General features: G+C 62.3%; 29 protein-coding genes. 12 read left to right on the top strand and 17 right to left on the bottom strand.

Annotation, left to right across the window (positions count from 1 at the left end):
• Nucleotides 1–5: 5 nt before the first annotated feature.
• From A3CW_RS0131635 to A3CW_RS0131610, 6 genes are all read left to right on the top strand, one after another.
• On the top strand, nt 6–1583 hold the full coding sequence (locus tag A3CW_RS0131635; protein WP_081771897.1) for a TolC family protein: 1578 nt from the start codon (nt 6–8) through the stop codon (nt 1581–1583).
• Nucleotides 1580–2698, top strand: a complete 1119-nt coding sequence (locus A3CW_RS0131630) for an HlyD family secretion protein (protein WP_028207145.1) — start codon at nt 1580–1582, stop codon at nt 2696–2698. Before A3CW_RS0131635 ends, A3CW_RS0131630 begins: the two co-directional genes overlap by 4 nt.
• A gap of 9 nt (nt 2699–2707) precedes the next feature.
• Nucleotides 2708–3754, top strand: coding sequence for a DUF2955 domain-containing protein (locus A3CW_RS0131625; protein ID WP_028207144.1), 1047 nt, complete (start codon nt 2708–2710; stop codon nt 3752–3754).
• Nucleotides 3751–4131, top strand: a complete 381-nt coding sequence (locus A3CW_RS0131620) for a potassium channel family protein (protein ID WP_028207143.1) — start codon at nt 3751–3753, stop codon at nt 4129–4131. Before A3CW_RS0131625 ends, A3CW_RS0131620 begins: the two co-directional genes overlap by 4 nt.
• Before the next feature lie 133 nt (nt 4132–4264).
• Nucleotides 4265–5197, top strand: coding sequence for a hypothetical protein (locus tag A3CW_RS0131615; RefSeq protein WP_154678086.1), 933 nt, complete (start codon nt 4265–4267; stop codon nt 5195–5197).
• A 96-nt stretch (nt 5198–5293) separates the two neighbouring features.
• Nucleotides 5294–5623: a hypothetical protein gene (locus A3CW_RS0131610; RefSeq protein ID WP_028207141.1), complete on the top strand. Its 330-nt coding sequence runs from the start codon at nt 5294–5296 to the stop codon at nt 5621–5623.
• 51 nt (nt 5624–5674) lie between these two features.
• Here A3CW_RS0131610 and A3CW_RS0131605 read toward each other — a convergent pair whose 3' ends face one another.
• Entirely contained in the window at nt 5675–6451 is a 777-nt protein-coding gene (locus A3CW_RS0131605) for an NAD(P)H-dependent oxidoreductase (RefSeq protein WP_028207140.1), read from the bottom strand.
• Between the two features lie 83 nt (nt 6452–6534).
• Between A3CW_RS0131605 and A3CW_RS0131600 the strand changes: the two genes are divergently transcribed.
• Together A3CW_RS0131600 and A3CW_RS52605 are read left to right on the top strand one after the other, a co-directional pair.
• Entirely contained in the window at nt 6535–7431 is an 897-nt protein-coding gene (locus A3CW_RS0131600) for a LysR family transcriptional regulator (protein ID WP_035514548.1), read from the top strand.
• A gap of 876 nt (nt 7432–8307) precedes the next feature.
• Nucleotides 8308–8586, top strand: coding sequence for a hypothetical protein (locus tag A3CW_RS52605; RefSeq protein ID WP_154678085.1), 279 nt, complete (start codon nt 8308–8310; stop codon nt 8584–8586).
• Between the two features lie 94 nt (nt 8587–8680).
• Here A3CW_RS52605 and A3CW_RS0131595 read toward each other — a convergent pair whose 3' ends face one another.
• Nucleotides 8681–8908 carry a hypothetical protein gene (locus A3CW_RS0131595; protein WP_028207138.1) on the bottom strand — a complete coding sequence of 76 codons (228 nt, stop codon included), beginning with the start codon at nt 8906–8908 and terminating at the stop codon, nt 8681–8683.
• Nucleotides 8905–9168 (bottom strand): hypothetical protein, encoded by a 264-nt coding sequence (locus A3CW_RS0131590; RefSeq protein WP_028207137.1) that lies wholly within the window; start codon nt 9166–9168, stop codon nt 8905–8907. Before A3CW_RS0131590 ends, A3CW_RS0131595 begins: the two co-directional genes overlap by 4 nt.
• Before the next feature lie 699 nt (nt 9169–9867).
• Here A3CW_RS0131590 and A3CW_RS52600 point away from each other — a divergent pair.
• Together A3CW_RS52600 and A3CW_RS54595 are read left to right on the top strand one after the other, a co-directional pair.
• On the top strand, nt 9868–10257 hold the full coding sequence (locus A3CW_RS52600) for a hypothetical protein (RefSeq protein ID WP_154678084.1): 390 nt from the start codon (nt 9868–9870) through the stop codon (nt 10255–10257).
• 295 nt (nt 10258–10552) lie between these two features.
• A complete protein-coding gene (locus A3CW_RS54595) occupies nt 10553–10819 on the top strand; it encodes an immunity protein Tsi6 family protein (protein ID WP_028207136.1) in 267 nt (88 codons plus the stop codon).
• 332 nt (nt 10820–11151) lie between these two features.
• Here the strand turns inward: A3CW_RS54595 and A3CW_RS53440 are convergent, their stop codons facing one another.
• Nucleotides 11152–11292, bottom strand: coding sequence for a hypothetical protein (locus A3CW_RS53440; protein ID WP_169739126.1), 141 nt, complete (start codon nt 11290–11292; stop codon nt 11152–11154).
• 814 nt (nt 11293–12106) lie between these two features.
• Here A3CW_RS53440 and A3CW_RS54590 point away from each other — a divergent pair.
• Nucleotides 12107–12466 carry a LysR family transcriptional regulator gene (locus tag A3CW_RS54590; protein WP_081771895.1) on the top strand — a complete coding sequence of 120 codons (360 nt, stop codon included), beginning with the start codon at nt 12107–12109 and terminating at the stop codon, nt 12464–12466.
• Here the strand turns inward: A3CW_RS54590 and A3CW_RS0131560 are convergent.
• The 10 genes from A3CW_RS0131560 to A3CW_RS0131515 all read right to left on the bottom strand — a co-directional run bounded on the left by A3CW_RS0131560 (nt 12387) and on the right by A3CW_RS0131515 (nt 22361).
• Nucleotides 12387–13325, bottom strand: coding sequence for a helix-turn-helix domain-containing protein (locus A3CW_RS0131560; RefSeq protein WP_028207134.1), 939 nt, complete (start codon nt 13323–13325; stop codon nt 12387–12389). The two genes, A3CW_RS54590 and A3CW_RS0131560, sit on opposite strands and share 80 nt — an antisense overlap.
• Before the next feature lie 113 nt (nt 13326–13438).
• On the bottom strand, nt 13439–14938 hold the full coding sequence (locus A3CW_RS0131555) for an aldehyde dehydrogenase family protein (protein ID WP_028207133.1): 1500 nt from the start codon (nt 14936–14938) through the stop codon (nt 13439–13441).
• 44 nt (nt 14939–14982) lie between these two features.
• A complete protein-coding gene (locus A3CW_RS0131550) occupies nt 14983–15351 on the bottom strand; it encodes a cupin domain-containing protein (RefSeq protein WP_028207132.1) in 369 nt (122 codons plus the stop codon).
• Between the two features lie 39 nt (nt 15352–15390).
• Nucleotides 15391–16692, bottom strand: a complete 1302-nt coding sequence (locus A3CW_RS0131545) for an NAD(P)/FAD-dependent oxidoreductase (protein WP_028207131.1) — start codon at nt 16690–16692, stop codon at nt 15391–15393.
• Between the two features lie 94 nt (nt 16693–16786).
• Entirely contained in the window at nt 16787–17146 is a 360-nt protein-coding gene (locus A3CW_RS0131540; RefSeq protein ID WP_028207130.1) for a cupin domain-containing protein, read from the bottom strand.
• A gap of 171 nt (nt 17147–17317) precedes the next feature.
• Nucleotides 17318–17764, bottom strand: coding sequence for a hypothetical protein (locus tag A3CW_RS48145; protein WP_051481839.1), 447 nt, complete (start codon nt 17762–17764; stop codon nt 17318–17320).
• 132 nt (nt 17765–17896) lie between these two features.
• A complete protein-coding gene (locus tag A3CW_RS48140; protein ID WP_161782961.1) occupies nt 17897–18607 on the bottom strand; it encodes a methyl-accepting chemotaxis protein in 711 nt (236 codons plus the stop codon).
• Nucleotides 18608–18735: 128 nt separating this feature from the next.
• On the bottom strand, nt 18736–19947 hold the full coding sequence (locus tag A3CW_RS0131525) for a porin (RefSeq protein ID WP_028207129.1): 1212 nt from the start codon (nt 19945–19947) through the stop codon (nt 18736–18738).
• Nucleotides 19948–20013: 66 nt separating this feature from the next.
• Entirely contained in the window at nt 20014–21462 is a 1449-nt protein-coding gene (locus A3CW_RS0131520) for an APC family permease (protein WP_028207128.1), read from the bottom strand.
• A 206-nt stretch (nt 21463–21668) separates the two neighbouring features.
• On the bottom strand, nt 21669–22361 hold the full coding sequence (locus A3CW_RS0131515; RefSeq protein WP_051481837.1) for a helix-turn-helix transcriptional regulator: 693 nt from the start codon (nt 22359–22361) through the stop codon (nt 21669–21671).
• Nucleotides 22362–22550: 189 nt separating this feature from the next.
• Here A3CW_RS0131515 and A3CW_RS0131510 point away from each other — a divergent pair, with 189 nt between their 5' ends.
• Nucleotides 22551–23348: an SDR family NAD(P)-dependent oxidoreductase gene (locus A3CW_RS0131510; RefSeq protein WP_028207126.1), complete on the top strand. Its 798-nt coding sequence runs from the start codon at nt 22551–22553 to the stop codon at nt 23346–23348.
• A gap of 66 nt (nt 23349–23414) precedes the next feature.
• On the opposite strand, the gene A3CW_RS0131505 is transcribed toward A3CW_RS0131510, so the two are convergent.
• The 3 genes from A3CW_RS0131505 to A3CW_RS48135 all read right to left on the bottom strand — a co-directional run bounded on the left by A3CW_RS0131505 (nt 23415) and on the right by A3CW_RS48135 (nt 25910).
• On the bottom strand, nt 23415–24218 hold the full coding sequence (locus A3CW_RS0131505) for an SDR family oxidoreductase (protein WP_028207125.1): 804 nt from the start codon (nt 24216–24218) through the stop codon (nt 23415–23417).
• Nucleotides 24215–25093, bottom strand: coding sequence for a MoaF C-terminal domain-containing protein (locus tag A3CW_RS0131500; RefSeq protein WP_028207124.1), 879 nt, complete (start codon nt 25091–25093; stop codon nt 24215–24217). The genes A3CW_RS0131505 and A3CW_RS0131500 overlap by 4 nt, the downstream gene beginning before the upstream one ends.
• 244 nt (nt 25094–25337) lie before the next feature.
• Entirely contained in the window at nt 25338–25910 is a 573-nt protein-coding gene (locus A3CW_RS48135) for a hypothetical protein (protein WP_245623789.1), read from the bottom strand.
• Nucleotides 25911–26461: the final 551 nt, after the last annotated feature.

The raw sequence follows: 26461 nt of genomic DNA, 5'->3' as shown, positions 1-26461 counted from the left end.
GCCCTGTGATCCTCTGCGAGCGCCCTTACTGGCTCCCGCTCGGCGCCTGCTGCCTGAGCACGCTACTGGGCGCGTGCATGCGCGTGGGCCCCGACTTTCAGCCGCAACGCGAGAGCTGGAGCGACCACTGGAGCAGCGCGTCGATCGAGCAGGTCACGTCGATCGCGGCACGAGCCAACGAGCAACCCGACGCGCGGCAATGGTGGCGCGTATTCGGGGACGCCAATCTCGAACAGCTGATTGCCGCGGCCGACGCGGACAACGGCGACCTGAAGATCGCCGCCTTGCGCGTGATCGAGGCGCGCGCCCAGCTCGGCATCGCGCTCGCGGGGCGTTACCCGCAGGTGCAGCAGGCCAACGCCGACGTGCTGGCCTCGGCGCGCAAGCGCCATGACGGTTTCGACCCGCGTTCGGGCGCGTACTTCCAATACGGTCTTGGCTTCAGCATCGGCTGGGAACTGGACTTCTGGGGACGCTTTAGCCGCGCGATCGAATCGGCCGACGCCTCGTTCTTCGCCGCCCAGGACAACCGCGAGGACGCGCTAGTGCTCGTTCACGCGCAGGTCGCGGACACCTATTACACGCTGCGCACGACCGAAGCGCGCCTGCGGATTGCGCGCGAAAACGCCCAACTGCAAAAGCGCAGCTACGACATCACGCAAAAGCTCTTCAAGAGCGGCGAAACCGACGAGCTCGATCTCCAGCAAGCGAAAACCCAGTATCTCGGCACGCTGAGCAGCATTCCCGTATTCGAAAGCCAGATCGCGGTGGCGCGTCACGCGCTCTGCGTGCTGCTCGGGCGCCCGCCCGGCCCGCTGCCGGAGCTCGACGTGCAGCCGGCCAAGGCGGGCTTCGTCCCGCTCATCGACCGCGCCGTGCTTCAGGATGTGCCCGCGAAGCTGTTGCTGCGACGGCCGGACGTGCGCGCCGCGGAGCAGCAGATGGCCGCGCAGTCGGCGCTGATCGGCGTGGCGAAGGCCGATCTGTACCCATCCGTTTCGCTGGTCGGCTCGCTCGTGTGGAGCGCCAGCTCGCTCACCGGCGCGCCGAGCACGCTCGCCGTGGTGGGCGGCCCGAGCGTCACATGGAACCTGTTCGATCACGGCCGCATCACGAACAATGTGCGCGTGCAGGATGCCCGCCTGCAGCAATTGATCGTTGCGTATCAGGACACCGTGCGCGACGCGGCGCGCGAGGCCGACGACGCGGCAACGGCGCTGAACGCGGCACTGCAGCGCGACACCATCCTGCACGATGCGCAAGGCGCGGCGCAGCGCTCGCTCACGCTCGCCAATACGATCTACCGCGAAGGGTACTCTGACTTCCAGCGCGTGCTCGACGCGCAGCGCGCACTCTCTGCGCAGCAGGACGCATTCGTCGTCAATCGCGGCAACGCCGTGAGCAGCCTGATTGCGCTGTACAAGGCCGTGGACGGCGGCTGGGATCTGGATCAGCCGCTCATCGATCCTGCTACCCGCGCCCAGATGCAGCGACGCACGGACTGGGGCGAACTGCTCGACGAACCGGCATCGCCCTCTGCCGCGCAGAGTCCTGGCAATCAACCGCAAGGGCCGACACGATGAGCAGCGCGTCCGAACCTTCCAGCCCGCGCGAGGTGCCGCCGGCTTCCGACTCCTCGGGCAAGGCGCTCAAGTGGATCGTCGTCCTGATCGTCACAAGCCTGGTCTGGTACCTGCTTGCCGATCGCTTCACGCCTTATACGCAACAGGCGCGCATCGCGGCCTACGTCGTGCCCGTTGCGGCGGAAGTGTCGGGACGCGTGACGCGCGTGCTCGTGCACAATAACCAGGAGGTCAACGCGGGCGACGTGCTGTTCGAGATCGACAACGAGCAATACCGCATTGCCGCCGACCGCGCGCGCGCCGACCTCGAATCCACGCGCCGGCAAATCGGCGCGAGCACCGCCGGTATCGATTCGGCGCAAGCCTCATTGCGCGCGGCGCTCGCCAACGAGGTCAAGGCGCGCCAGGACAGCGACCGGCTGGAACGGCTGTACCGCGAAGACGAGGGCACGGTCTCGCTGCGGCGGCTCGAAGTGGCGCGCGCCACGCACGAGCAGGCGCAAAGCCAGGTCGAAGCCGCCCGGGCCGAAGTCGAACGCGCGCGCGAACAGCAAGGCGGCAACGAAGCGGAGAACGCGCAGTTGCGCGGCGCGGCGGGCGCACTCGAAAAGGCCGAACTCGATCTCGCCAATACGCGCATTCGCGCGCGTTCGGCCGGCGTCATCACCGACCTGCGCACCGAAGTCGGTCAGTTCGCGGCAGCGGGCAATCCGGTCATGACGCTCATCGCCATTCACGATGTCTGGGTCAGCGCGGACATGACCGAGAACAATCTGGGCCGCCTCCATGCGGGCACGCCCGTCGCCATCGCGCTGGATGCGCTGCCGGGCGAAGTGTTCGCCGGACGCGTCCGCAGCATCGGCTATGGCGTGAGCGTCGGACAGAGCACGCCGCCCGGCACCCTGCCCACCGTGCGGAATAGCCGCGACTGGCTGCGGCCCGCGCAACGCTTTCCCGTGATCGTCGAGTTCGACAGCGACGAGCGCGCACGGCTGCACAACGTTCGCGTAGGCGGGCAGGCCGAAGTGATGGCGTTTCCGAGCGCCGGCAACCCGCTCAATCCGCTCGGCCGCGTGTTCCTGCGCGTGATGAGCTGGCTCTCCTACCTCTACTGAGCGGCGTCCATGCAAACGAGCCCATCGATTCCCGGCCGCCGCGCGCTACGCGTTGCCACCGGCACGGCGCTCACGCTTGCGATCAGCTTCGCGCTCGCCTTTCCGATTCCAGTGATCGCGCCGGTGCTCGCCGTATTTCTGCTGGGGACGCAAAACCGGCCGCTTTCGCTCAAGGCGGCGCTCGCTCTCGCACTGGTCGTCGCGCTCACGACGGGCAGCGGCCTGCTGCTCGTCCCAGTGCTGCGCGATTACGCGTTCGCGGGTGTGCTACTCGTCGGCCTCTGTCTCTTCCTCGCGTTTCGCGTCGGCCTGCGCGGCGGCAACAATCTCGTGGCGACGTTCCTCGCGGCAGGCCTCACGATGATTACCGCGGCCGGCGTGGCCGACCAGCAACTCGCCGCCACGGTGGTCGGTGCGCTCGTCAAAGGACTGCTCCTCGCCGTGCTCGTCTCGGTCGTGAGCCACGCGCTGTTTCCCGAGCCCGGTGCCGCGGTGGCGGGCGCCAAACCCGCTGCCCGCGTCATGCCGCAAGAGATGGCATCGCGCATCGCCTTGCAGGCCGCGCTCGTGGTCATGCCCGCCTGGCTGCTGGCGATGAACGACCCCGCGAGCTACATGCCGATCATCATGAAGTCCGTGAGCCTCGGCAGACAAAGCTGCACCACGTCGGCACGCGGCGCGGCGCGTGAACTGCTCGGCTCCACGGCGCTCGGCGGACTGCTCGCCGTCGCGTTCTGGTTTGCGCTCAGGCTCTTCGTGAATATCTGGATGTTCTATCTCTGGATGCTGCTGTTCGGCTTGCTCGTGGCGCGCAATCTTTATCGCATCCGCCCCACGCGTTACTCGCCGGGCTTCTGGCTGAACAGTCTCGTCACGATGATCATTCTGCTGGGTCAGTCGGTCCAGGACAGCGTGGCGGGCAAGGATGTGTACCGCGCATTCGCCGTGCGCATGGCGCTCTTTCTTGCCGTTACCGCTTACGCGTGCCTGATGCTGCAGATAGTCGAGCGGCTCGCACAGCGCGGCACCGCGACGCCCAGGAGGAATACGCCATGAACAATGCGCCAACAAGCGCGGACCATGCCCCGAAAGCGCGCGAAATCCTGCTGGAATCGGGCCGGACCATCTGGTACATGCGTCTGCTTCTGGGCGGGCTGCTACTGATATTCGTCGTCCTGACGATCGGCATGTTCTATTTCGGCGGCGCCGTGGAGACGCTGAACCGCACCCCTTCTCCGATGGGCGAGACCGTGTACTTCTGCGCGATCACGGCGCTGACCATCGGTTACGGCGATGTGGTGCCGACCACCGCGTTCGGCCGTATCGACGCGGTGCTGCTCGGACTGATCGGCCTCGTGTTTACCGGATTGATCGTGGCCGCCGCCGTACGCGGCGTGCAGGAGGCCTCACGCCATGCGCGCAATCGGGCGTGAGAAGGCTTTAAGCAAATTCGAACAGGTGCAATCAGACCCCATCGAGCATAGGGAACCGGCAGGATCGAACATGACGAACACCACCGTCCGTTGGCTGCCACTGCGCATAGCGCTAGTGAAGACTGGCGCGGCGATGCTCGCCGCAGTGCTGCCGTGGCAAGCGCACGCGCAGAGCGTACCGGGCCAGCTGTCCAACCAGACCGTGATAGGCGGCAACATCAAGCAGCATGCGGACGCCGTGCTGTCCATCATGACCTACACCACGGTGCCGGACGTCACCACCAGTTCCCTTTCGATCAACAACGGCACCACCGGCAACCCGGGCTTCGGGCAGACACAGCTAGGCGGCGGCTTCACGCTGAGCCGGTCGTTTCCGTTGTACATGGAAGGCACGCTCGCCTATAGCCGCTACGACCCGACGTTCATCGCGACCGACGGCGCTCAGACGCGGGCGGTGCCCACGAGGTGGAATACCTTCAGCGGCACGGTGGGGCTTGGCTGGGACTTCCGCATCACCAACGAACTCGTGTTTCGCCCGATCATCAACGGCACGATTGGCCGTGTTTCCAGCGATCTGCGAATCGGACAGACGTTGTTCAACCATGTCACGGACAGCAATCTCCAGTTCCTCAATAACGGCTATCTGGACGCGTATGGCTACGGCGGCTCGCTCATGCTCGACTATGAGCACTACCGCGAAAACTACGAAATCGATGCGGAACTGCGCGCAACCGATATCTACCTGCGCAGCTTCGGCGGGAGTTCGCAAGCCGTTCAGGGTTCTGCGATGGCGCAGCAAGTGAGCCTCTGGACGCGCTGGCGCGCGCCAACGGGCTGGCACGCGCTCGACAAACCGGTGCGCTACGTGCTGGAGTTCGCCTACTCGCATTACTTCGGCGACAGCGCCGGAGTGCTCGGCTTCAACGAACTGACCTCGCTGGGGGTGGGGCTGGAACTCGACAGCAGCACGTATCCCATCATCATCACCCGTACACGGGCAATGGTCCGCTATGTGTTTGGCCACAACGTGCACGGCGTGTCGTTTGGCCTGGCGGTCAGCTTTTAGGATGTCGAACGATATTTCGCATTGGGGAGAACTGTGATGAGTCTACGGGGCGAGCGTCAATGTTCCTCAACAGCAGGTTCAGTCGTGAGGGGTCTCATGTTCGCAGGGGTTTGTGCCTGCCTGCTGCCACTGGCGGGATGTCCCTACTATGCGGTGCCGCCCGGCACCGTGGTCATGACGCCCGCCAGCTACGACCGGTCATTCGCCGCCGCAGCGGGCGCGATGCGCGACGAGGGACTCACGATCACCATGCAGGACCCCGGCACGGGCACGATTGCAGGAACACTCGACGGCGGCACCGTGACGGCGAACGTGCACCAGCAATCCGACGGCAGCGTGGTCGTGAAGTTCGATACCGCCGACGCACGCGACCCCACGCTGATTCACCGGGTCGTGAGCAGCTACGACCGGCGCATGGGGCGCTAGGCGGATCGTCTCCCGGCCGCTCGCGGAGCCCGCAAGCGCCACCGCCCACGCTTACGCTACGTGCGCGGCAAACCCCGTGCGTTCCGGCGCAACGCCTTCACGCAGCGTGAGCGCCGGGATTTCATACGCACCGCCATTCTGCTTGCGAAACGCAATGGGTTCGGTCTTTGCCAGCGCATCGAGGCGAGCACCGAGCGCGTCGCGCGTTTGCGCATAGCGCACCTCGTCCATGCGTCCCGTGCGATACACGAGAAACGGCGGCAGCACGTCGTAGCCCGGGTAATAGAGCACGCCATGATGGATCGGGAACAGAATGTCGTCGATCGGGCCGTTCACGCCCCGAGGCCCGTAGTGCGACGCCCAGCCGCCCATCGTCACGACGAGCATCGCGCGCTTGCCGGCCAGCGTACCTTCGCCGTAACGGTTTCCCCAGCGCACGTCGGAGTGCTCGCCCACGCCATAGGCGAAGCCGTACGCGAATACACGCTCCACCCAGCCCTTGAGGATGGCAGGCATGGAGAACCACCAGAGCGGAAACTGCAGGATGAGCGTATCGGCCCACAAGAGCTTGGCCTGCTCCCGCGCGATGTCCCCGGCCTGGAGGCCGTTCTCGAAAGCGTGCTTCGAATCGAGCGACGGATCGAACGGCGCGCCGCCCCGGCGCTCGACACTGTCCTGCGCGTCGAGCGTCGCTTTCCAGTTCATGGCATAGAGGTCCGACACCTGAACGGCGTGACCCGCCGCCTCGAGACGCCGCACGGTGAAGTCTCTGAGCGCGCCGTTGAGCGACTTGGGTTCGGGATGCGCATAGACGAGCAGGATATTCATAGGAGGGCTCCGTGATCGGGTACGAACCCAGCTTAGTTTCCCGGCTGCTATAGTGGAAATGAATAACGAAAATACCAGCCATTATGTCCGCTAATTTGCGCAGCCTCGATCTCAACCTGCTCGTCACGCTCGACGTGCTGCTCGCCGAGCACAACGTCACACGCGCGGCGCGACGCCTGAACTTCTCGCAGCCCTCGGTTAGCGTGCATCTGGCGAGGCTGCGCGAGATATTGGGCGATCCACTGCTGCTGCCAGGCCCACGCGGCATGCAGCCCACGGCTCGCGCGCTGGCGTTGCGCGAGCCCCTGCGCGAGGCGCTCGAATCGCTCGAGCGGGCAATTGCGCCCGAGAGCCCGTTCGATCCGGCCAGCGCCCGCGATACCTGGTGCGTGGCCGCGAGCGACTATGGCGAGTCCACCATCGCGTTGCCGGCGCTGCGTGGCTTGCGCGAGGCCGCGCCGCATACGCGCCTTGCCGTGGTCGAACTCGCGCCCGCGCGCGTCGCGAAGCAGGCGGCGCAGGGCGAAATCGATCTGGCCTTCCATACCACCAGCGACGCACCCGAGAACCTGCGCCGGCGCGCGCTCTTCACCGAGCGCTACGTGCTTGCGGGCCGCGCGGACCATCCGCGCCTCAAGCGCCGTCCGAGCGTCAAGCAGTTCTGCGCACTGGAGCACGTGATCGTCTCGCCCGATGGCGGCGGATTTCGCGGCATCACCGACGAAACGCTTTCGCAAACCGGACTCACGCGGCGCGTCGTGCTCTCCGTTCCGCACTTTCTTTTTGTCGTTTCAGTACTCGAACGCAGCGACCTGGTGGCGATGCTGCCGTGGAGGCTCGTACGCGAAAGCGCTGCGCTGCGCGTGGTCGAACCGCCTGTCGAGGTACCTGGCTACGAAATGTGCATGCTCTGGCACGAGCGCCCGCATCGCGACCCCGCGCATCGCTGGCTGCGCGAGCAGATCGCGCGCGCTGTGTAGCTGCGGGCGACGCACAGCATCGTCACGATCGTTCAAGACACGCGCCGCTAAAGCGGCGTACCCTCGGCTTCGTCAATATCCACAACTGGGCGCTGATCAGCGCAACTGAGCCGCCGAATGACATCCACACCCACAGCCGCACACCCCAACGCTCCGGCCGCGCGCGGCCAGGGCCAGACCATCGACCCGTAGCAGAACCTCTTGTCTCTTATTTTTAATTTGGGCAAGCCCGCAACGCGGGCGCGTCAATTCTCGAGTGTGGACAACATCGCTGTACACAGGCCTGTCCTGTGTACAGCGATGTTGTCCACACGGGGCGAACCCGATATGGAAGGCGAAGCATTGACTAAGGTAACCGGCTTGTCAGGCGAGAAATCTATGCCTGCGAGCGCTACCGGATCCAGAACTCACGCGTGAGACCGCCGGAGATTTGCCTAGCACGCAGCAGAATTCGAACGTGTCATGCTCATGGTGCGACGCATGACTGTGGCAGGACGACCTCATTTCTCGGGAGCCGTGAAACTGAGGTAGTGCTTTGGGAACCAGCCGTCCGAAAGCTGGCCCGCGTGCCTCCGCATAAACACTTGTACCACTCTCCCGTTCGTGGCCGAGAACAACTTTATCGAAGCGTTATAAAACGCGAGTTGGACTCGAGAACGCCGCTTATCACGGGAAGGTCGACCTGGCGTCGCCTGTTTCCTGCGGAGACCGCTGAATGCGTATGGCCGTCCCCGTCATGCCGCCGTCTCTCCAGGTCAGCGCCGGCGCGCTCCCCCATGCGGCCCTCCGGGCACATCGCGACGGCTACTTCCGCGATCGGCCACAACCGGTCGTTCGAGATAGTCGGCAAGATAATCGAGAATCCAGAAGACCAAGATGCTAACCGAAGAATTTACCGACGGCTGGAAGCCAATTCATGTTGGATTTGAGGGCGCACCTCTCTCGATCAATGGCATCAATCCGTGGTTGCACGCCAGCAACTGGCGACGGGTGTCTCAGGAACACATTGTCGTTCCGCACCCTGCTTATCCCAGCGAACGTCATCGTGCATGGGTCTATGAAATCACAATTCCTGGAAAGGCAGTTTGCTTCGCAGCCACTGAGCTTTCCAACGGCGTGTGGGGTTTCTACGTGCAACGGGATACCGCTTCATAGTCAAGCTAGGGGCTGTTTTACGGCAACCGGACTGTGCTCGGCTAGGAACGGTCAGCCATGGGACGATCCAGATCGGGGTGTATGTGATGTCCGGTCACGTGGCGTCATTCCAAATGCCAGAGTAGAGATCGTAAACGCGTGCATGACTGAGCGCGGCTCGGATCCTCTCTTCCCCAACAGAGTCCAGCAACAACGTTGGAATGGAAACCCCAATGTTGTCCGTATCGATAGCGAATACTTCGGCAGCGCTGCCGCAGGACGCAGAAAGCATGGTCTCTACTTCGGCGACACTGCCGCAGTGAACTATGAGCTGAAGACTCATGATCGCTTCACCTTAACCTCAGCGATGTCCTGAAGAGCGTTAGTCAAGCGCGCTTCGAGGTCGCCCCCAACCTTTTGCCCGCGCACATCGTAGTACGCCACAAAACGCACTGTGGGCGATGGGACGTGTTGGCGTCCGTAGTGGATACGAGCACGAACGAAAGCGAGACTCAGCTTGAGCGCTTCCTCCGTCTCGATAAAATGATTGACGACCAAAGCATGTTCAGGTCGATCACGGGCCGAAAACTCTGGGGTGAACATGGTTTGATTATCCGTACAGTGTGCTTCACCGAACGACCGCTTTCGAGGATTCTAACTGACCGCTTGGGGTTGGTTATGCCTATTGCGTGAGATGCGGCCGAGGCGAGCGGCGTGCCCGGTCGTGGGACCCAGTGCGGCCACTACCGGTCGTTCGACATACCGGCGTGAATCGTCGACAATCCGGTGAAACACCTTCGCTTTCGACGGAAATCAGGCAGATGGAACCTTGCGAGATCCAGTTTACCGCGGATAACCTTTGCCATTGGGCTGGCATGGGCGACTATCTGCTCACTCCGCCTGATCGCAGCTATGAGATCACTCTGCGATATCAGGGCGAACCTCCGCACGGGGATTCATATCACGTTGTCGATGTGGCCGGTCGCCGGTTTCCGGGCTATGCGTGGGGTTGCATGTTCTCGATGTCAAACTGCTCGAACTTCATTGCCTTCAGTTGGATGGAGAGGAAATTCGAAAGACTGACGACTATTGTCGATGTGAGACATTCCCGATACTTCGTTTTGCCGCGATACATCTACAATCCGTGCATCGAATGGCCCTCAATTCTGGATGTGACGACACCTTCGCAGGCCCCCTTTTCGTTCATTGGCTCCGAAGTGTGGAGAATTTTTTGACATTCACCGAGGCAATTGCCATCTTGAAAACCTTCGCGTGCCTCTCGGACAATTGAACTCAGTCGAAATGACGCACTCTGACAGTGGCCCCAACAAAAAAATCGTCGTCACACGCGACAGCGTTGCAGCCGGAGACGATATTGACGCTCCTCACCGCCTGGAGTTTGGTGTTTCAAGCGATCGGACAATCGCTGACATTCTTCGATACGTTTCGCAATTGAGCTACCTACCTTCGGTAGCCGGCGGGAAAGCGACTTGGTCTGCCGTGTCGGGGCGTCCACTCGCCGTCATTGCGCAGCAATGGCCCGCCCCCAAACCGCTAAGTGTGTCGCCCATTACACTTTCGGACCTTGACTCTCGTTCCGACGTGCTATATGTGCACTTCAACTACCACGCGCAAATCGATCCGGACATCGTATTCAATGTGCTCAATCGGCTGCGCCTGAAATCGTTCTGACCGCGTGATTTCTGGAGAATGAGGTTTGGACTTCACCTTTCAACCTCGATGGAAAGAAGAATTAGTCTGCTCCTGTACGCTGGGCGAATTCGTCCTTGAGATGCCAATGGGGGTCCCCTCTGTGTACATTCCCACGGAACCCGCTTGGCTGGACCTAGCGCCAACATGGGCGCGTCCGTATTGGAACTCAGTCTACGTCCAATTGGCGACGTGGTGCGCGAGTCACGGCTTTCCGCTGCATGTGGATAGCTCGGCGAGTATCTTCGTAAAGTAGCGCCCGCGTTTATTGACCGACATGATGAACACCGAGTTGTTGCTCAAGATCGACGAAGCGCTATCAGTCATCGGGCCCATGCTATCCCCTACATGGCCTAATGTGCAGAGCATTTACCGTCAACTGAGGTGGTGCCGCGCTCAAATTTCCGGCGAGCCGTCGGAGCATAAACAGGGACCGCTTACGATGGGAGTGATTGCGACTCGGGAATTTGACATGTGGGGAGACAAGCCAGAGCTTGCAACTCTGATCAACCAAATACAACGCGCCGTCGAGCGAGGTGAATGACTGCTTTGGGCGCTCGCGAAGGACCGCTTCGGGTCGACTGCGGAAGTTCGGAGCGGCAGTAGGATGGACGAGCAGCGTTGGGCGACGACCTTCCGAGTTCGGCCATCAACATTCGTGCGCGAGTCCAGTGCGAATGACCGCAGTTCACTCCACAAGAGCCATACAATTGGGCGGACTACGTGCGGCGAAGCCGCGGGCGTCGTCGCACTATCCGACTAAGCGTTTTGCGCGTCGCGAGCGCATTGATCCATCGCCCGAAAGCGGTGAGCTTCAGGGATGTATGTCGTTGACCGACGGCGTAGTTCGCGTATGGTGGGAAGCCCCGCAGTTGCTCAGGACATGAGGGCTTTCAGGCGGCGCCAGAAGGCTGCGAACCGGTGCTGTTCCCGCGTTTGCAGCGAAAGTATCGCGTCGTACTGGACACGTGCTTCGTCGACGTGCGGCAGGTTCGACAGGAGGAGGCCGAAGTTCATGATTGTGCTCCGTGCGTCTGGCTTGACGCGTTATTGTGGAAAGCCAGTAGACACGGAAGACCGGGCGGATCATTGGCGCGGCGACAGAGGTCTACCTGCTTTCCTCACTTAAAAACAAAGGCAGAGGTGAGCGGCATATGGGATAACTGTCAGGGCCCGACATTTCGACTCCTTATCGGTGTTGATGCGCACGACTGACCGTGCGTGCTTGTTCACGCGCTCGGCGGCGAACGACTCGCACGAGCGCGAACGAGCGTAGCCGCGAGTTGAAGCTGCGACGCGTCGCCATACAGACGAACCCATCAGCAGCGTCCAGATGTCCCTCCGGTTTCAACCCTGTGTCAGGGTAAGCCATGCCGCGTAAACGTAGTGAAAAAATGAGGGCATCGCGTGGAAAAAATGCGATAGCGGCTGAATTAATACCTGAATATTGACGCCGCGTTCTGAGCAGAATCGTGCGACTGCACGCTGCTTGCCGCTTTGATCATACTCATTCGTCTATTGCCGTGTATCCCGCCAGATGTCCGTCCGAATTTGTATCCACAGCGGCCAGTCGCTGACAATCAATGAGTGACAGACAAGGGTCGATCTCAGTCAACTGGAAGGCGTCCCGATGACTCGACCGCGGACAATTCCACCGCTGGCAGGACGCTGGCCATGTTAAAGGCAAGAGAGACGAAACGTGGCGAGCGTACCCTCTGCGCGTGCTAGTGTCGCTGATCACGGTGATGAGATGTGTTGACGACTCCCGCGTTATCGTTATGGCGTCCAATTGCCAATTCGTGCTTATACCGATCACCAGTACACAGGTAGTATGGCCATCGGAAAATCGTTAGCGCGCGCAATGGACATCAAGCACTTCGTGGTATTTCTCTCTGTAGCACGACTGGGCAACCTGCGTGTCGCGGCCCGTCAGCTTGATATTCCCGAGTGGCAGGTGCGAGGCTGCCTGTTCGCACTCGAGAGGTCCTTCGGCACTCGTCTCGCAGTCCGCCGCGAGCGCTGCTTCATTACGCTGACCCCGGCCGGCCACCAGATAATCAGTTATGCCAAGCAACTCATAGAACTTTGTCAAGCTAACGCTCGCGGGGCGATTAGCCCTTGCGAGGCGTCTGGGACGGCAATTCGCCAAACAGATCGCGGTACTCGCGCGCGAAGTAGCTGGGATGCGTAAAACCCCACTGCGCCGCAGCATCCCCCACCATGAGCTCGTCCTGGCTGGTCGAGCGCAACAGGCGGCGCACGCCGTTCAAACGCACAGAGCGTAAATACTCGATGGGAGTCACGTTGGCAACGCGCTGGAAACTGGTCTGCAACGTACGGCGGCTGCAACGCAGCGCCACACACAGATCAAGCACCGTCTGCGGCTCTTCCACGCGCTCCTCAAGGATGCGCTCGCTGCGCTGAACAATTTCAGTGTAAGTTGCGTGCGTGACGTCGCGCTTGTCGGCGTGATGGGGATTGAACAGTTCCAGCAGCATGCTCAGGATTTCATCGCGAAACCGCTTGCCCGCTGCGGGATTCTCGAAAGCGTCGGGCTGCCGCTGGAATGCATCGAGGAAACGGGAGAGTTCGGCGCCAACCCGTTCGCCCTCTTCGGTCGGCACCGGCACCACGTTGCGCTCAAGCAGCTTGACCGCTTTCTCGTCTAGCACCGCTGCCGCGAGCGCGCGCAGGTCGCTGGTGGGAATGCTAACGCCGAGATAATGCATCGTCTCCGGCGTATAGAAGCGAAACTCCTCGCCGGATCCGAGCAACCAGAGAGCGTAGCCATCGAGCCGGCACCCCTGGAACGTCCCGGAAACAGGGCTTTGGAGCGGCAGTGCCAACGACGAGAGCCCGCGCGGCGCGACGCCATTTTGCGCGACCCGCCGATTGGTCGACTCGCGAAAAAACAGGAAATCGGGCGCCTGCGCCTGCATGACGACACTCTCGAAACGCCCCGGCGTGAGCTGGTTGTACACCTGCTCCCAGCCATTCACCGCGAATGAATGATCATGCACATCGGACGTTGCCCGAACCCTGAATTCCATCCCCACTCTCCCACAGGCTCACTTCGCGCCCATCCACGCTGAGTGCACTGAAGCGCCAGCGCTAACGTAATATTGTAGTTCTAAAAAAACCAGGGAGAGTCGGTCCGCAACAATTAGTGCGCGATACAGATGGATTTCGTCTCCGTAAAGCTCTCGACAGCGCCCTTGCCGAATTCACGGCCCATGCCGGACTGCTTCATCCCGCCGAATGGCATGCTCGGATCGAGCGGCACGTGAGCGTTCACCCATACCGTGCCGGCATCAATCTCCCGCACCATGTTCATGGCAGCGCGCAGATCGTTGGTCCATAGGCTCGCCGCGAGGCCGTAAGGCGACGCGTTGGCAAGCCGCAGCGCATCTTGCGGATCGTCGAACGGAACGAGCGCGACTACCGGACCGAAAACCTCGTCGCGAATGATCGCAGCATCCGGTGGCACGTCGGCAATCACGGTCGGGCGCACGTAGTAGCCCGGACCCTCAACGGTCGCGCCGCCTGCAAGGAAATGAAGACCTGCTTCCTTCGCGACCGCGATATGACGTTCCACCCGGTCGCGATGCGCCGCCGACACGAGCGGATTGATCTGTGCGTCCGGATCGCTGCCGGGCCCGATTTTCATCTGCTGTGCAATGTCGGCGAGGCCATCGGCAATCGCGCGATATTTGCTGCGATGTACGTATACGCGCGACACCGCCGCGCAAACCTGGCCTTGATTGAGAAAGCCGCCAGCCAGCACGCCCTGAACGGCCTGCTCGACGTTCACGTCGGCCAGCATCACCGCCGGATTTTTTCCGCCCAGTTCGAGTGAGAAGCGAGTGAGGTTCTGCACCGCCGCCGCGCCGACCAGCTTCCCGGTGGGCGTCGAACCCGTAAAGGAAATCTTGGCGATGCCGGGATGCGCGGCAAGCGCAGCGCCGCATTCGCGCCCACCCGTCACGACGTTGAATACACCGGGCGGAATGCCCGCTTCGATGGCCAGCTCAGCAAGGCGCAACGCCGTGAGCGGCGTCTCCGGCGACGGCTTGATGACCACCGTGCAGCCCGCGGCGAGCGCCGGAATCAGCTTCCACACTGCGATCATTAACGGGAAATTCCACGGCACGATACCGGCCACCACGCCAACCGGCTCCTTGCGCGTGAACGCCGTGTATTGCGCGCCCGGCGGGAACGGAATCGATACATCGAGCGTCTCGCCGTGGATCTTCGTCGCCCACCCAGCCATGTACCGCACGTACTCTACGGTCGCCCCGACTTCGATTGCGCGCGCAACGTTGATCGACTTCCCTTGATTCAAGGTCTCGAGCTGGGCGAGTTCCTCGCCGTGCCGTTCGAGTACGTCGGCAAGCTGCAGCAAGATGCGCTCGCGGTCGGCGGGGCGCAAGCCGCTCCAGCGACGCTGCTCGAACGCTTCACGCGCGCTCGCGACAGCGCGGTCCACGTCGACGCTGTCGGCGTCGGGCACGCGCGCGATACGCTCGCCCGTAGCGGGATTGAAAACGTCGAGCCAGCGCTCAGAGTGCGCGCGCTGCGGACCGCCATTGACGAAGAGACCGAGGTCGCGGTCGAGAAACTGTTCGATAGCGGCTCGTGCCGCTTCCGTGGCGTTATTCGTCATGTTTGCTTGCACCATGTGTCAGATTGAACGCAGCCGAGGGGACATCACGCGAATGCGAGGTAGTGCTTCACGAAGCCTTCGGAGAGCACTTCCCAAACGGTCGACGTCCCCTTGGTCACGAACCACGAATCGCCGGCCCCGAACGTGCGCGTTTCGCCCGTCGATTCGTCCGTGATGCGAATGCGGCCGTCGACTACGGTTGCCTGCTCCGAGAACGGATACACGAGGCGGAACTTGCCTTTCGTCGTGCCGAAATAGGCCGCCGAAATGGGATCGGTCGGCGCACCATGGGTCATCTTGCCGAATGCCGCGATGTCGCCGCCCTCCAGGATTTGCGCTCCGAGGTCGCTCAACTTGCCCCACGCTTCGAGTTCCGAAATTTTGATGCCCTGCTGAATTGCGCCAAGACTCATGTTCAAAGACTCCTCTAAAGTAAATGTTTGCGGCGACGGTCAACGGCGGCCGTGCCAGTAGCCCGAGCTCTGATGCATCACCTTGCCCAGCGTGACCAGCAGCGCGCGATATTGGTCCTTGCCGCGTATCGACGCGCGCGGGATCGAGCTCACCAGGCGATAACGGTCCGACCCGCCGAGAATGCCTTCCGTGAGGATCTTGCAGATAATCTGGCTCGGCGTAACACCGAATCCCGAATAGCCCTGCACGAAGAACGCATTGGGTCGGTCGGGCAGCGTGCCGATCTGCGGGAACAGATTGAGCGTCGAAGCCATCGGGCCGCCCCACGCCAGATCGATCTTGACGTCCTGAAGATAGGGGAACACTTCGAGCATCAGCTTGCGGTTCCACGTTTTCAGGTCGGCGGGAATGTGCTCGACGAGCGACGTGGACGAGCCGAACAGCAGCCGGTTCTCGTTCGTGACGCGGTAATAGTTGATGACCGGGCGGATGTCGCTATAAGCGCCGCGAATCGGGCTGATGCGCTCGATCAGTTCGTCGCTCAGGGGCTCAGTCATCGAGTTGAACGCATAGACATTGATCGTGCTTTTGTGCAGTTCCGGCTCAATGTTGTTGTTGAAGCCATCGCAGGCCCAGACGATCTTCTTCGCCTTGACGCTGCCCTTCGCGGTGCGCACATGGACCGTACTGCCATAGGTGATCTGCAGCGCGGGACTGTATTCGAATATGCGCACGCCGTAGATTTCCGACACGGCCTTGGCTTCGCCGAGCAGCAGGTTCAACGAATGGACGTGGCCGCCGCCCATATGGAGCAGACCTGCGTGATAGACGTCCGAGCCGATGATCTGCTTGACGTCCGCGCCCTCGACATAGCGAATTTCATACGGGCTGCCAAGCGACTTGAATTCCTTTTCCCAACTCCGCAGCGTTTTCGCTTGACGTGCGTTGTAGGCAAGATAGCCGTAACCGCTGCAAAAATCGGCGTCGATGTTGTAGCGCTTGATGCGTTCGCGCATGATCTGCGGCCCGAGATCGCTGAGCTCGAAAATGGTGCGCAGACCGTCTTCGCCGACGTCCTTCTTGATGGCGTCGAGGTCGTGACCGATGCCCGCCATCACCTGGCCGCCATTGCGGCCGGTTCCGCCAAAGCCGAGATAACGCGCCTCGAGCACCACCGTGTTCGTCACGCCGTTTTCGGCCAGTTCGAGCGCAGTGTGGATGCCTGAAAAGCCGCCCCCGATGATGACAACGTCGGCTTCGATATCGTTTTCCAGCGAAGGAAAGCTCAGATCGTATTTCTTCGTAGCCGTATAGTACGTAGCAGTTTCGTCATTGTGCATCGTAGTTCCCGCTCGCGCGTTGCAGCGTCAAAACGCATTTCATTAATCAACCAGAGCAGCCCTTCGTCTGCTCCTGTCTTCCAACAGAACCGGTTCAGGCCGCAGCGAAGTAGTGCTTGACGAAGCGCTCGCTGTGAACTTCCCATGAAACCGGCGTGCCTTTCTGAACGAACCAGCTGTCGCCGGGCGCGTAGCGCATGGTTTCGCCCGTGAGTCCATTGCGCAGCGTGACTTCGCCTTCCACCACGATCGCCTGCTCGGTGCAGGGGTACACCATGTCGAACCGCCCTTTTGTGCAGCCGAACCAGCCGGCACTCACCGCCGAGTCGTGCGAGCCGTGCGTGAGCAGTCCGAATACCCGAACGTCGCCTTCCACGACCGTCGCGCCGAGGTCAGCGACCGTGCCTAGTGCTTCCATTTCCGGGATGCTTTCGCCGCGCTTGATGCGGTACATCCTGTTTCTCCTTCAGTGCCCGTCGCCTCTATCGCGACCCTTCGAGGTACTTTAAGCGCCCAGAAATGGCGACCGTCAGCACAGATCGGCAAGCAATCGCGGTCTTAGGGATAGTGCGGATACCGTGCAGTCCGATGGGACTGACTCCGGCACTGCAACGAAGGGGCCAACTCACCTGATGTAGCCAAAGCACGCATCGAAGCGCTGTTCCCCGCGGAAGAGCCGATGCGTCATCAGCGCAGCCTCGGCGGCGTTCACGAGCATCAGGAGCGCAAAGCGCTCACCGTCGTCGTGCGCGACGACCGCGTAGGAGCACCGGTCGACGCCATTGCAGAAACGGGGATCGACTGAGACGATGTCTTCGTCGTCGTGCAATCCCCTGAAGAATGCGGGCTCCACCAGATTCCAGCTCGGCGGCAACCTGAGGAGGATGTCTGGTACGTCTTCTTCCCAGGAGATGATGACGGGCGTGGCGCACAACTGCCGGGTGAACCAGCCGGGGATCGCCGTTTGAGCGGCGGGCAGGAGCGCAACAGCGTGCAACAACAGGTCGTCATCGACGATTCCAGCCTCTACCGACGCTTCATCCGTTTGCACGCGACCATAAGCCTTGTTCATTGTGCCGCCTCGATGCTGGAACATCGCGCCATCGCTCAACCTCAAGCGCGTCGCCTGCCATCATCGCGCCGCTCGCTCATCGGGCGTGAGCACAAGTCGGCAATTGCCAGTGCCAACGTCGGCTTGGGCCTTTTATCTCGAAGCGCCATTTGAAACCGAGGTGGCAAGGACTTGCCGTGCCACCGTCACACGTTCGGAGATCCGCTTGGCGAGCTTGTCCGTATCGTCCGCCAGCCTCTTCATCTCCGACGCCACTACTGTAAATCCACGTCCCGCGTCGCCCGCACGCGCGGCCTCGACTCTTGCGTTGAACGAAAGGATCGAGAGCGTGCGGATCGTTTTCAGGATTTCGTCGACGTCGGCGAGAATCGGATTGGTGGCCGCGGTCATCGACGCGAGGCGGCTCTCCGAAGCGAGGCGAGCGGCACGTTCCCCCTGCACCTCCATGACGAACCCCTCCAGGTACCGCAACTCGCCCGTCTCCGCGAATACCCCGCCCCCCACTTCGCGCACCCACACCGGGCCGCCACTGGCAGGCTTGATCCGATAGTCGATGGTCCAGGGTTCCCGGTTTGCCAGCGCCTTTCGAACGATGTCGACCACGTACGCCTCGTCTTCCCTTTCGGTCAGCGAAGGCAGTGTCCTCACGGCATTATTGACGAAATCCGATGCCGGATAACCCGTCAGCGCTGCAATCGACGGTGTTGCGTACACCACGGTGTAGGTCGCATCGTTGAGCTGTCGGTAGAGAAACCCTCTCATTCGGCCAGTGATGCTGTGCATAATGCCGAGTTCGTCGCGCGGTGCGCGATCGACCCGTTCGTTGGCAGTTGCTCCCTGCATGGTCCTCATTCCGTTAACACGCCTGCGACCGCTGCACGGCGTGACTTCACGTGCTTGACGTGGCCTCACGTGGCCTCACGCAGCGATAGCCCGCCCAGCGCGGGCGTCGCATGGCCAAACCGCTCCGCTTAGAAGTTCACGCGGACACCAGCCATCACGGCCAGTTGCCGGTCGGAATTGCTGTTCACAAGATTGGGGATCTGCGCGTAATTGGTATTGGCGCCGGTCGCCGGGTCGACACCGAGGCCGTCGCCCGACGACTTCTGGGCAATGGCCACCATGTACAATGCCGTTCTTTTCGACAATGCGTAGTTCGCGCCAAGGTTGATCTGGTGGAAGTGCGTCGATCCCCCGCCACTTACCTTCGCATTGTTGAAGATGTATGCCGCGCCCAACGTCCATTCGGGACTCAGGTTATAGACGGCATTCAGTTCGGCGATATCGAAGGAAACATTGGAGCCAACCGGATTCGTCGCACTGGCGAAATACTGGCTGTCTTCAAGGCGCGTGTGCGTATACACGACCGCCAGCGTAAGCTTGTCGATCGCCACCGAGCCGCCAACGCCCCATGCCTTCAGCGATTCGGCATTCTGCAACTGGCAGTACTGCGCGGCTGCGTTGGTGCAGGCGAAATCGCCGACGTAGCCGGTTTGCCCGCCCAATGCTGCATCGAGAGGCTGGTTCAACGACAGATAGCCGGCACTGAGCGAAAACGGGCCGTGATTGTAGGCGGCGGCAAGCGCGTAACCGCGCTTCGCCGAAAAATCCCCCGCCTGTCCGCCGAAGCTGAACGTGCCCCCAAACGTGAATCCGCCAAAGTTCGCGCTCGTGAATTTGAGCGCGTTGTTGAAGTTGAACGCCTCGTTCAGGTTGTCGACATCGCCGAAGTGGGCACCGTAGAGCGTGGCCCAGCTATTACTCGATGCATAGACGCCGAGGAAATCCGAATACGAATCGTATTGGCGACCCGCTGTGAGGGTGCCGAAGCGATCATCGCCCAGACCTACCCATGCTTGCCGGTTGAATAGCGAACCGCTTTGCAGCATGGCGCCCGTTCCGGTGAGGAACTGGTTTTCGAGGTCGAACGTCGCCTTGACACCGCCGCCCAGGTCTTCGGAACCCATCAGCCCCCAACGCGACGGCACGAGATTGCCGCCGCTCATCTGAACCGCATGCCCTCCGCTCACCGAGCCGTCCGCATGCGTCACCTGCTGGTTGGTTGAATAGATCACACCGGCGTCAACGGTTCCATAAAGCGTTACGCTGCTTTGCGCGTAGGCACTGCCGCATGCGCCCACAGTAAGTAGTGCTAATGCATTGACGGAGATTTTGCGTTTCATGGTCATTTTGTAGTTAGTTGACGTCGCCGGGGTGCGCACGCCGGCGCCCCCAGGCGAGTGTGTGAATCAGAGCTTCGAGCTGCCGAGTTGCGCGAATGCGCGCGGGTCGCGTCGTTTCAGACGGGAGGCGGCAACCACACCAAGCACGGCGAATACAGGCAGCAGCGCCGTGAGAGAGTAGGAAAGCAGCGGACCCGCTCCCGTAAGCATCGGGAAATTGATAATGGCCAGAACCAGTACCGCGCCCAGCGCAACACCGGAGAAGAGCGGCAGGAACCACACGCGCATGGCGCTCTCCTCCCTCGACGGCTGCCGGCTGAAGAACGCCATGACCGCCGCAGAAGACAATGCCATCAACGCGATGATGCACAACGTCGCGACGTTCGTGAGCCACGAAAAGAGCGTCAGCACAGGATCGGCCTTGGCGACGATAAAGATCAGGACGACAACCGCTGCCAGCACAGTCTGTACCACCGATCCGGCGTGCGGGCTGCTATGGACCGGATGCGTGCGGCCAAGCCGGGCCGGCAACAGACCTTCACGGCCCGCTGCGTAGAAGTAGCGCGACGCGGAGTTATGGAAGGCCAGCAAACCGGCGTACACGCTCGTGATGAAGAGCACACTCATCGCGTCGGTGAGCGTTGCGTTGGCGTAGCGACTCGACAGCGAATAAAGGAAGGTCGTGGGGTCGGAGAGTGCGGTAAGCGTCTTCACCACGTCGGCGCTGCCTGCGCCAATGATCATGCACCAAACAGAAAATGCATAGAACGCACCGATCAGGAGTACAGAAATATACGTCGCCAGAGGCACAGTTCGCTTCGGATCTTTCGCCTCTTCGCTATAGATCGTCGTGGCCTCAAAACCAATGAAGCTCGCAAAGCAGAAGAGCAAGCCGATCGCAGGCGACCCGGCAAGGAACACATGCGGTTTGAAGGAAACCGCGTCGATGCCGTGCGCGCCGCCCGCTTTAAGAATGGCGATATCGAGAATCAGCACGACCACGTATTCGCCCATGACCAGCAACGAGAGCACCTTCGCGGAGAGATCAATCTGACGATAGCCCAGCACGGCGATACTCGCCATCGCTACGAGCGAACACGCCCACCATGGCACGTCGATGCCCAGATGCATGCTGAGAAAGCCCGCGGAGACCGCGCCGAACATGCCATACAGACCGATCTGCATTGTGTTGTAGCCGAGCAGCGCCAGCAATGCCGCAGCGCCGCCCGCCGTGCCGCCTAGACCACGCGCTGTGAACGCGTAAAAGCCGCCCGCATTAGTGATGTGACGGGACATCGCCGTGTAGCCAGCCGCGAACATCAGCAGGATCACCACCGTCGCGATCAGGAGCGCGGGCGTGCCGGCGCCATTGCCGAGCATGATGCCAATCGGAAAGCCACCCGCGATCGCCACCAGCGGTCCGGCTGCGGAAATCACGAAGAAGACGATAAAACCTAAGCCGAGTGCGCCTTTACGCAATTCGGTCGAGGTTGAAGGCTCCGCTATGACGTTCATTCGATCTCTCTCCATTAAGCCGTTCTCGTGTCCGTTCAGGCTGCTGCCATACGCGGAAGACGTATGCGACAACACGCCGCTGAGACGAAATGTAGGAGGCCAAAAAGGAAGTCCGGCAGCACAAATTGGCAACCCGCGCGGGCAAAGGGGGAAAGCCAGGGTTTGTGCGGAGACACTACGTCAATGCGCGAAGCGGAAGTCTGCCTTTACAGAAACAACGCGCCGACCAGTTCGGTGCGGCTCGACACGCCCACTTTACGAAACATCCTCAGCAGGTGGGTCTTGACCGTGGGTTGCGACAGGTCGAGGTCGCGCGCAATTGCTTTGTTGGAAAGACCGTTGCGCACCAGCCGTGCAATCTGTTCCTCCCGATGCGTGAGGCGCGGCGCAACGTTCATCCCGTGTTGTGGCGCGTGCATGGCGGGCTCGCTGCCCCATGTAGCGGCCAACGCGACTTCGAGCAGCGGCTGGAGCACGTTCGCGCGCTCAATATCGCAGGCGCTGAAGGGTACGTCGGGTGCGAAGCGCAGCAGCGAGAATGCCGCAGCCACGCGACCCTGCTCGCGCAGCAGCACTTCCATGACGTCGACAACCCTGTAAGGCTTCAGAAAGCGCAGCCAGTAGACCGAAGCCTCGCGCAGCGCTTCGGGCAACTCACAGTCGAGCATGAGCACGTTGCCGCGCTGCTGCGCACAGCGCGACGGATGCATAGGATCGAGCAAGCAATAGCGTTGCAGCCAGGTTCGGTGCATCGCCTCCGCAAGCCCGAACAGCTCGAACCCGGACGGCGCATGATCGGTGCCGATACGATAGAAAACCGTCGCGCCGGGGCGCACGATGCCCGCGAGCGTGGCGACCGCCGCCTGGAGCGCTGCATGGCTTTGCGTATCCCTCTGCATGATCGGTCCTCCTGTTGCTGTGCGACCAACATTCGATGCTACGCACAAGCGTTTGCACGGCGTGAGCGCTATTCGGCAAACGCCGCGCGAGTGAAGCGGGGCGCCTTGTCATCCTTTTGCTCGATAGGCCGCCGGACGCGCCCGGCCTATGCTCGTCCCATGTTCATCGACACAGTCAGGAGACACCCCATGAACCACCCCTCCACCGCCGGCCCGGGCCACGTCGTCATCACGGGCGCCGGCACCGGCATCGGCGAAGCGTGTGCGCGGCTCTTCGCCGCCCAGGGCGCGCGCGTCGCGCTGGTCGGACGCCGGCGTGCACCGCTCGAGCGCGTGGCAGCCGAGACTGGCGGCCTGGTCCTGGACGGCGACGCCGCGAGAGCCGCCGACTGGGCGCGCATGACCGCGCAACTGGATGCGCAAGGCGGCATCGGCGCATTGATCGCATGCGCAGGCGGCCTCGGCGCGGGCCGCGCCACCGAAACCGACGACACGGCATGGGCCGCCGCGATGCGGACGAATCTCGACACTGCGTTCGTCAGCGCGCGCGCGTGCCTGCCGCAACTGATTGCGCGCCGCGGCGCGATCGTGCTGGTCGCCTCGATCGCGTCGCTCGCGGCTGGCCCGGACGTCTGCGGCTACACCACGGCCAAGCACGCTTTGCTCGGCCTGACGCGCTCGCTGGCGCGCGACTACGGCCCGCATGGCGTGCGCGTGAATGCCGTATGCCCCGGCTGGGTCCGCACGCCAATGGCCGATGACGAAATGCAGCCGCTCATTGCACACTACGGCGATACGCTCGACGAAGCCTACGCGCGCGTCTGCGCCGATGTGCCGTTGCGGCGCGCAGCAAGCCCGACCGAGATCGCCAGCGTCTGCGCGTTTCTGGCGTCGCCCGCTGCGTCGATCGTGACCGGGGCGACGATCGTCGCGGATGGCGGCTCCTCGATCGTCGATGTGCCGACGCTCGCCTTCGACCGCCTGTGAAGCGCATCTGAGGCGCGTCTGAAGCGTCTGAAGGCGGCCTGCAAGCCGCCTTGAATCTGCGAGACGTCACGCAAACGCCGCCGATGCCTCCGGTAGCGTCGCGCCGCCGTCCACCACGATCGTCTGCCCCGTGACATAGGCGGCATGCTCCGAAGCCAGATACAGCATCGCACCCGCAATATCGCACGGCTCGCCAAGCCGCCCGAGCGGCACGGCGGCCGCAATGCGCGCGTTCAAGGCGGCGTCGCCGAGGTTTTCCATCGCAGGCGTGCGGATCATGCCGGGTTCGACGCCGTTCACCGTGATGCGCTGCGGCGCGAGTTCGAGCGCAGCAGCGCGGATAAAGCCGTTGACGCCAGCCTTCGACGCCGCGTAATGCGCGAGTCCAGGGTACGCCACGCGCGGTCCAGTCACGGAGGACGTGACGAGCACGCGGCCGCCGCCCTGACGCACGAACGCGGGCGTGGCGGCCTGCGTGAGCCAGAACAACGCACAGAGATTCACGGCAAGCGTGCGTTCGAGCACGGCGGGCGTGATGGCATCGAAGGGCGTGAGCGGGAAATACGCGGCGTTGTGCACGAGCACATCGAGGCGGCCGAAGTCGGCCTCGACGCGTTCGACCAGGCCCACGGCCTCCCCGTGCTGCGCGAGGTCGACGGCGTAGGCACGATGCGTACCGGACTCAGCCCCACCCCCGCACTCCTGCGCGAGCCAATCGCGCGCGACATCCGCCTGGAGGTCGGCAACGGCCACGTTCGCGCCGCACCGCACGAACGCCTCGGCAATGCCCCGCCCGATGCCCTGCGCGCCGCCCGTCACCAGCACGGTCCGGCCTTCGAAGGCGCGCGCATAAAGCGTGGCGTGCGTCATGACGGATACCGCGTCACGTTGAGCACCTGCGCATGCGCGCCAACCGGAAAATTCGAAAGCGCATCGAAACGGCTGCCCTGGTAGCCGAATATCTTGCCGTCGGTCTTCATGCGTTCGAGGTCGATCATCACCACGCCGAGCGTCGGCACGATCTTTTCGCGCCAGACGAACAAGTACAGCTTTGCGTCGATGGCGATCATGTGGCAGCGGTCCACGTCGGCGAGCCCCGCCTCGACGCCGGTTAGGCATTGCCACGCGTAAAAATTGTCGTTGAGATAGATGTGCTCGTAGCGCTCCGTCACGCTGTAGGTGTAGAGATTGCGCATGCCGATCAGTTCGCGCGTCGGGGCATGCAGCGGCGCTCGCGTTTGGGGCGCCTCGGCCGTGGCAGCGGGCGCACCGATACGGCCATGGCGCAACTGCACCTGTACGCCCGTCAGCTCCAGGCCGCGTTCCACACGCGTGAACGCGTCGATATGCGTCTCCGCTTCGCTCGGCAACGTACCGGTCACGGCTGTGCAAAGCTGCCTGCGCACGTCGAGCACGTAGCTCGTGGCGGCCGGGCGCGGCTTGCCCTCGTCGTCGAGCAGGCGCACGGCCGCGCCCACGTAATCGACGAAATAAATACCGTCGCGCACGGAGGTGACACGGCACGCGTGGCGCTCGCGCGGTTGCACGGGCGAGGCCGCCCCCGCCCGAGTGCGCTCCACTTCGACGCTATCCGGGCCCGCGAAACGCAGCGAGTCCACAGTGCCGTCCTCGTAGTGCAGCGCGAACTCGCGGCCTTCGAGCTCGCTCACGGGTTGAAGAATATGGCTCGCGGGCGCGAAACCTTCGGCAAGCGCGCCGACCTGAATGAACACCGGTTGGGACATGGTGGGTTGAACTCCTGACTGATTCGTTGAAGTGGCGCGCCACACCTCGGGCCAGTGGGCCGGGCGGCGCGACACTCACTTTACGAAGACGGACGCGCGCGCGGCATCGACCAGAAGGATGACAAGACGCGCGGTCCGCAAGATGCGCTTTAGAAGCGCCTTCAGACGCGAGCCGCCTCAGCCATTTTGTCGATCAACTGGCGCTGGAACGCCGCGAACCGCACGCCCGGCTGTTGCTACCGTCTCAGCGTGAGCGAGTCGCGCGATAAGCGAGCTTCGCAGCCGCAAGATCTTCGAGGGCTGAACCCACTGCCTTTAAGACGGTTCGCTGCTGCGGCGTCGTTCGCGCTTTCACGCTCCCCCGGCAAAGTTGCTGTAGATCGCCATATAGCGGGCCACGATTCCAGGCGCCGCATTCGATTGCGTTCAGCAAATCGCCCGATTTCATCAATGCTTCTTGCGTATCGACCCAAACCGCCGCCTGGCTGAAACGGGCAGGCTCAGCCTCCGTCATCGCGGGGGTGAAACTGCCAATGAGATCGAGATGGCTTCCCGGCGAAAGCCAGTCGGCGCGAATGAGCGGTTCGCTCGCAAGCGTTACGCAACTCACGATGTCGGCGTCGCGTACCGCTTCCCCGAGATCCGTAACCGGACGCGCGGGCAATCCAGCATCGCTCCATGCTTGCGCGCACCGGTTTGCCGTCTCCGGATTGCGGTCCCAGATCGCCAGATCGTCGAGCGTCCGCACGGTGGCCATCGCCGCCGGCCGGCCGGATATACCTCGGGATGGGTCGTCCTGCGCGCTTTGCTGCAGCAAGGATTCCCTCCTCGATTGCGCCTGTGTCCCGGACTGCCTGGTATTCGCCATTCTCGAAAATGACGTTCGCGCCACAAACGACCATGAAGCCCTCCGCGGTTTCCGTTGCGCTCTCCGGGACGGTGAACATATGAACCGACCCACCGGGTTCATAGAGGTAGCTTCCCTCAGTCTGCGAGTCCGCTGGATATTCAGCGTAATTCCACTGCCCCTTCGTGGTGTGACAGTTGCCGTACCTGTATCCGCTACTGCCCGCCACGCCGGTCCGTAGTCGGCCAGGAAGCGACGTTAGAGCCAAAAAACATAGTCGGCTGCTTCGCAAGCCTTAACGGACGTTCACGCACTCCCAATCGGGCTCTACTCGATCTTCGGTTCAGTTGAAGTCTTTGTAGATTTATCGACTCGCGCCTGATTTCCTGGACTNATCCACCGACACAGTTCGACGCCACGAATTGCGTGAGATACGACTTAGGGTCTCTCCACCAACGAGCGCCAACTACAGCAGCGAAGTTGCCGACACCATCCCTCTGACGCGACAGGCGTCGCTTATC

The organism is Paraburkholderia nodosa DSM 21604 (assembly GCF_000519185.1).
Classification (GTDB): Bacteria; Pseudomonadota; Gammaproteobacteria; order Burkholderiales; family Burkholderiaceae; genus Paraburkholderia; species Paraburkholderia nodosa.
This window is presented reverse-complemented; position numbering and strand designations above follow the sequence as displayed.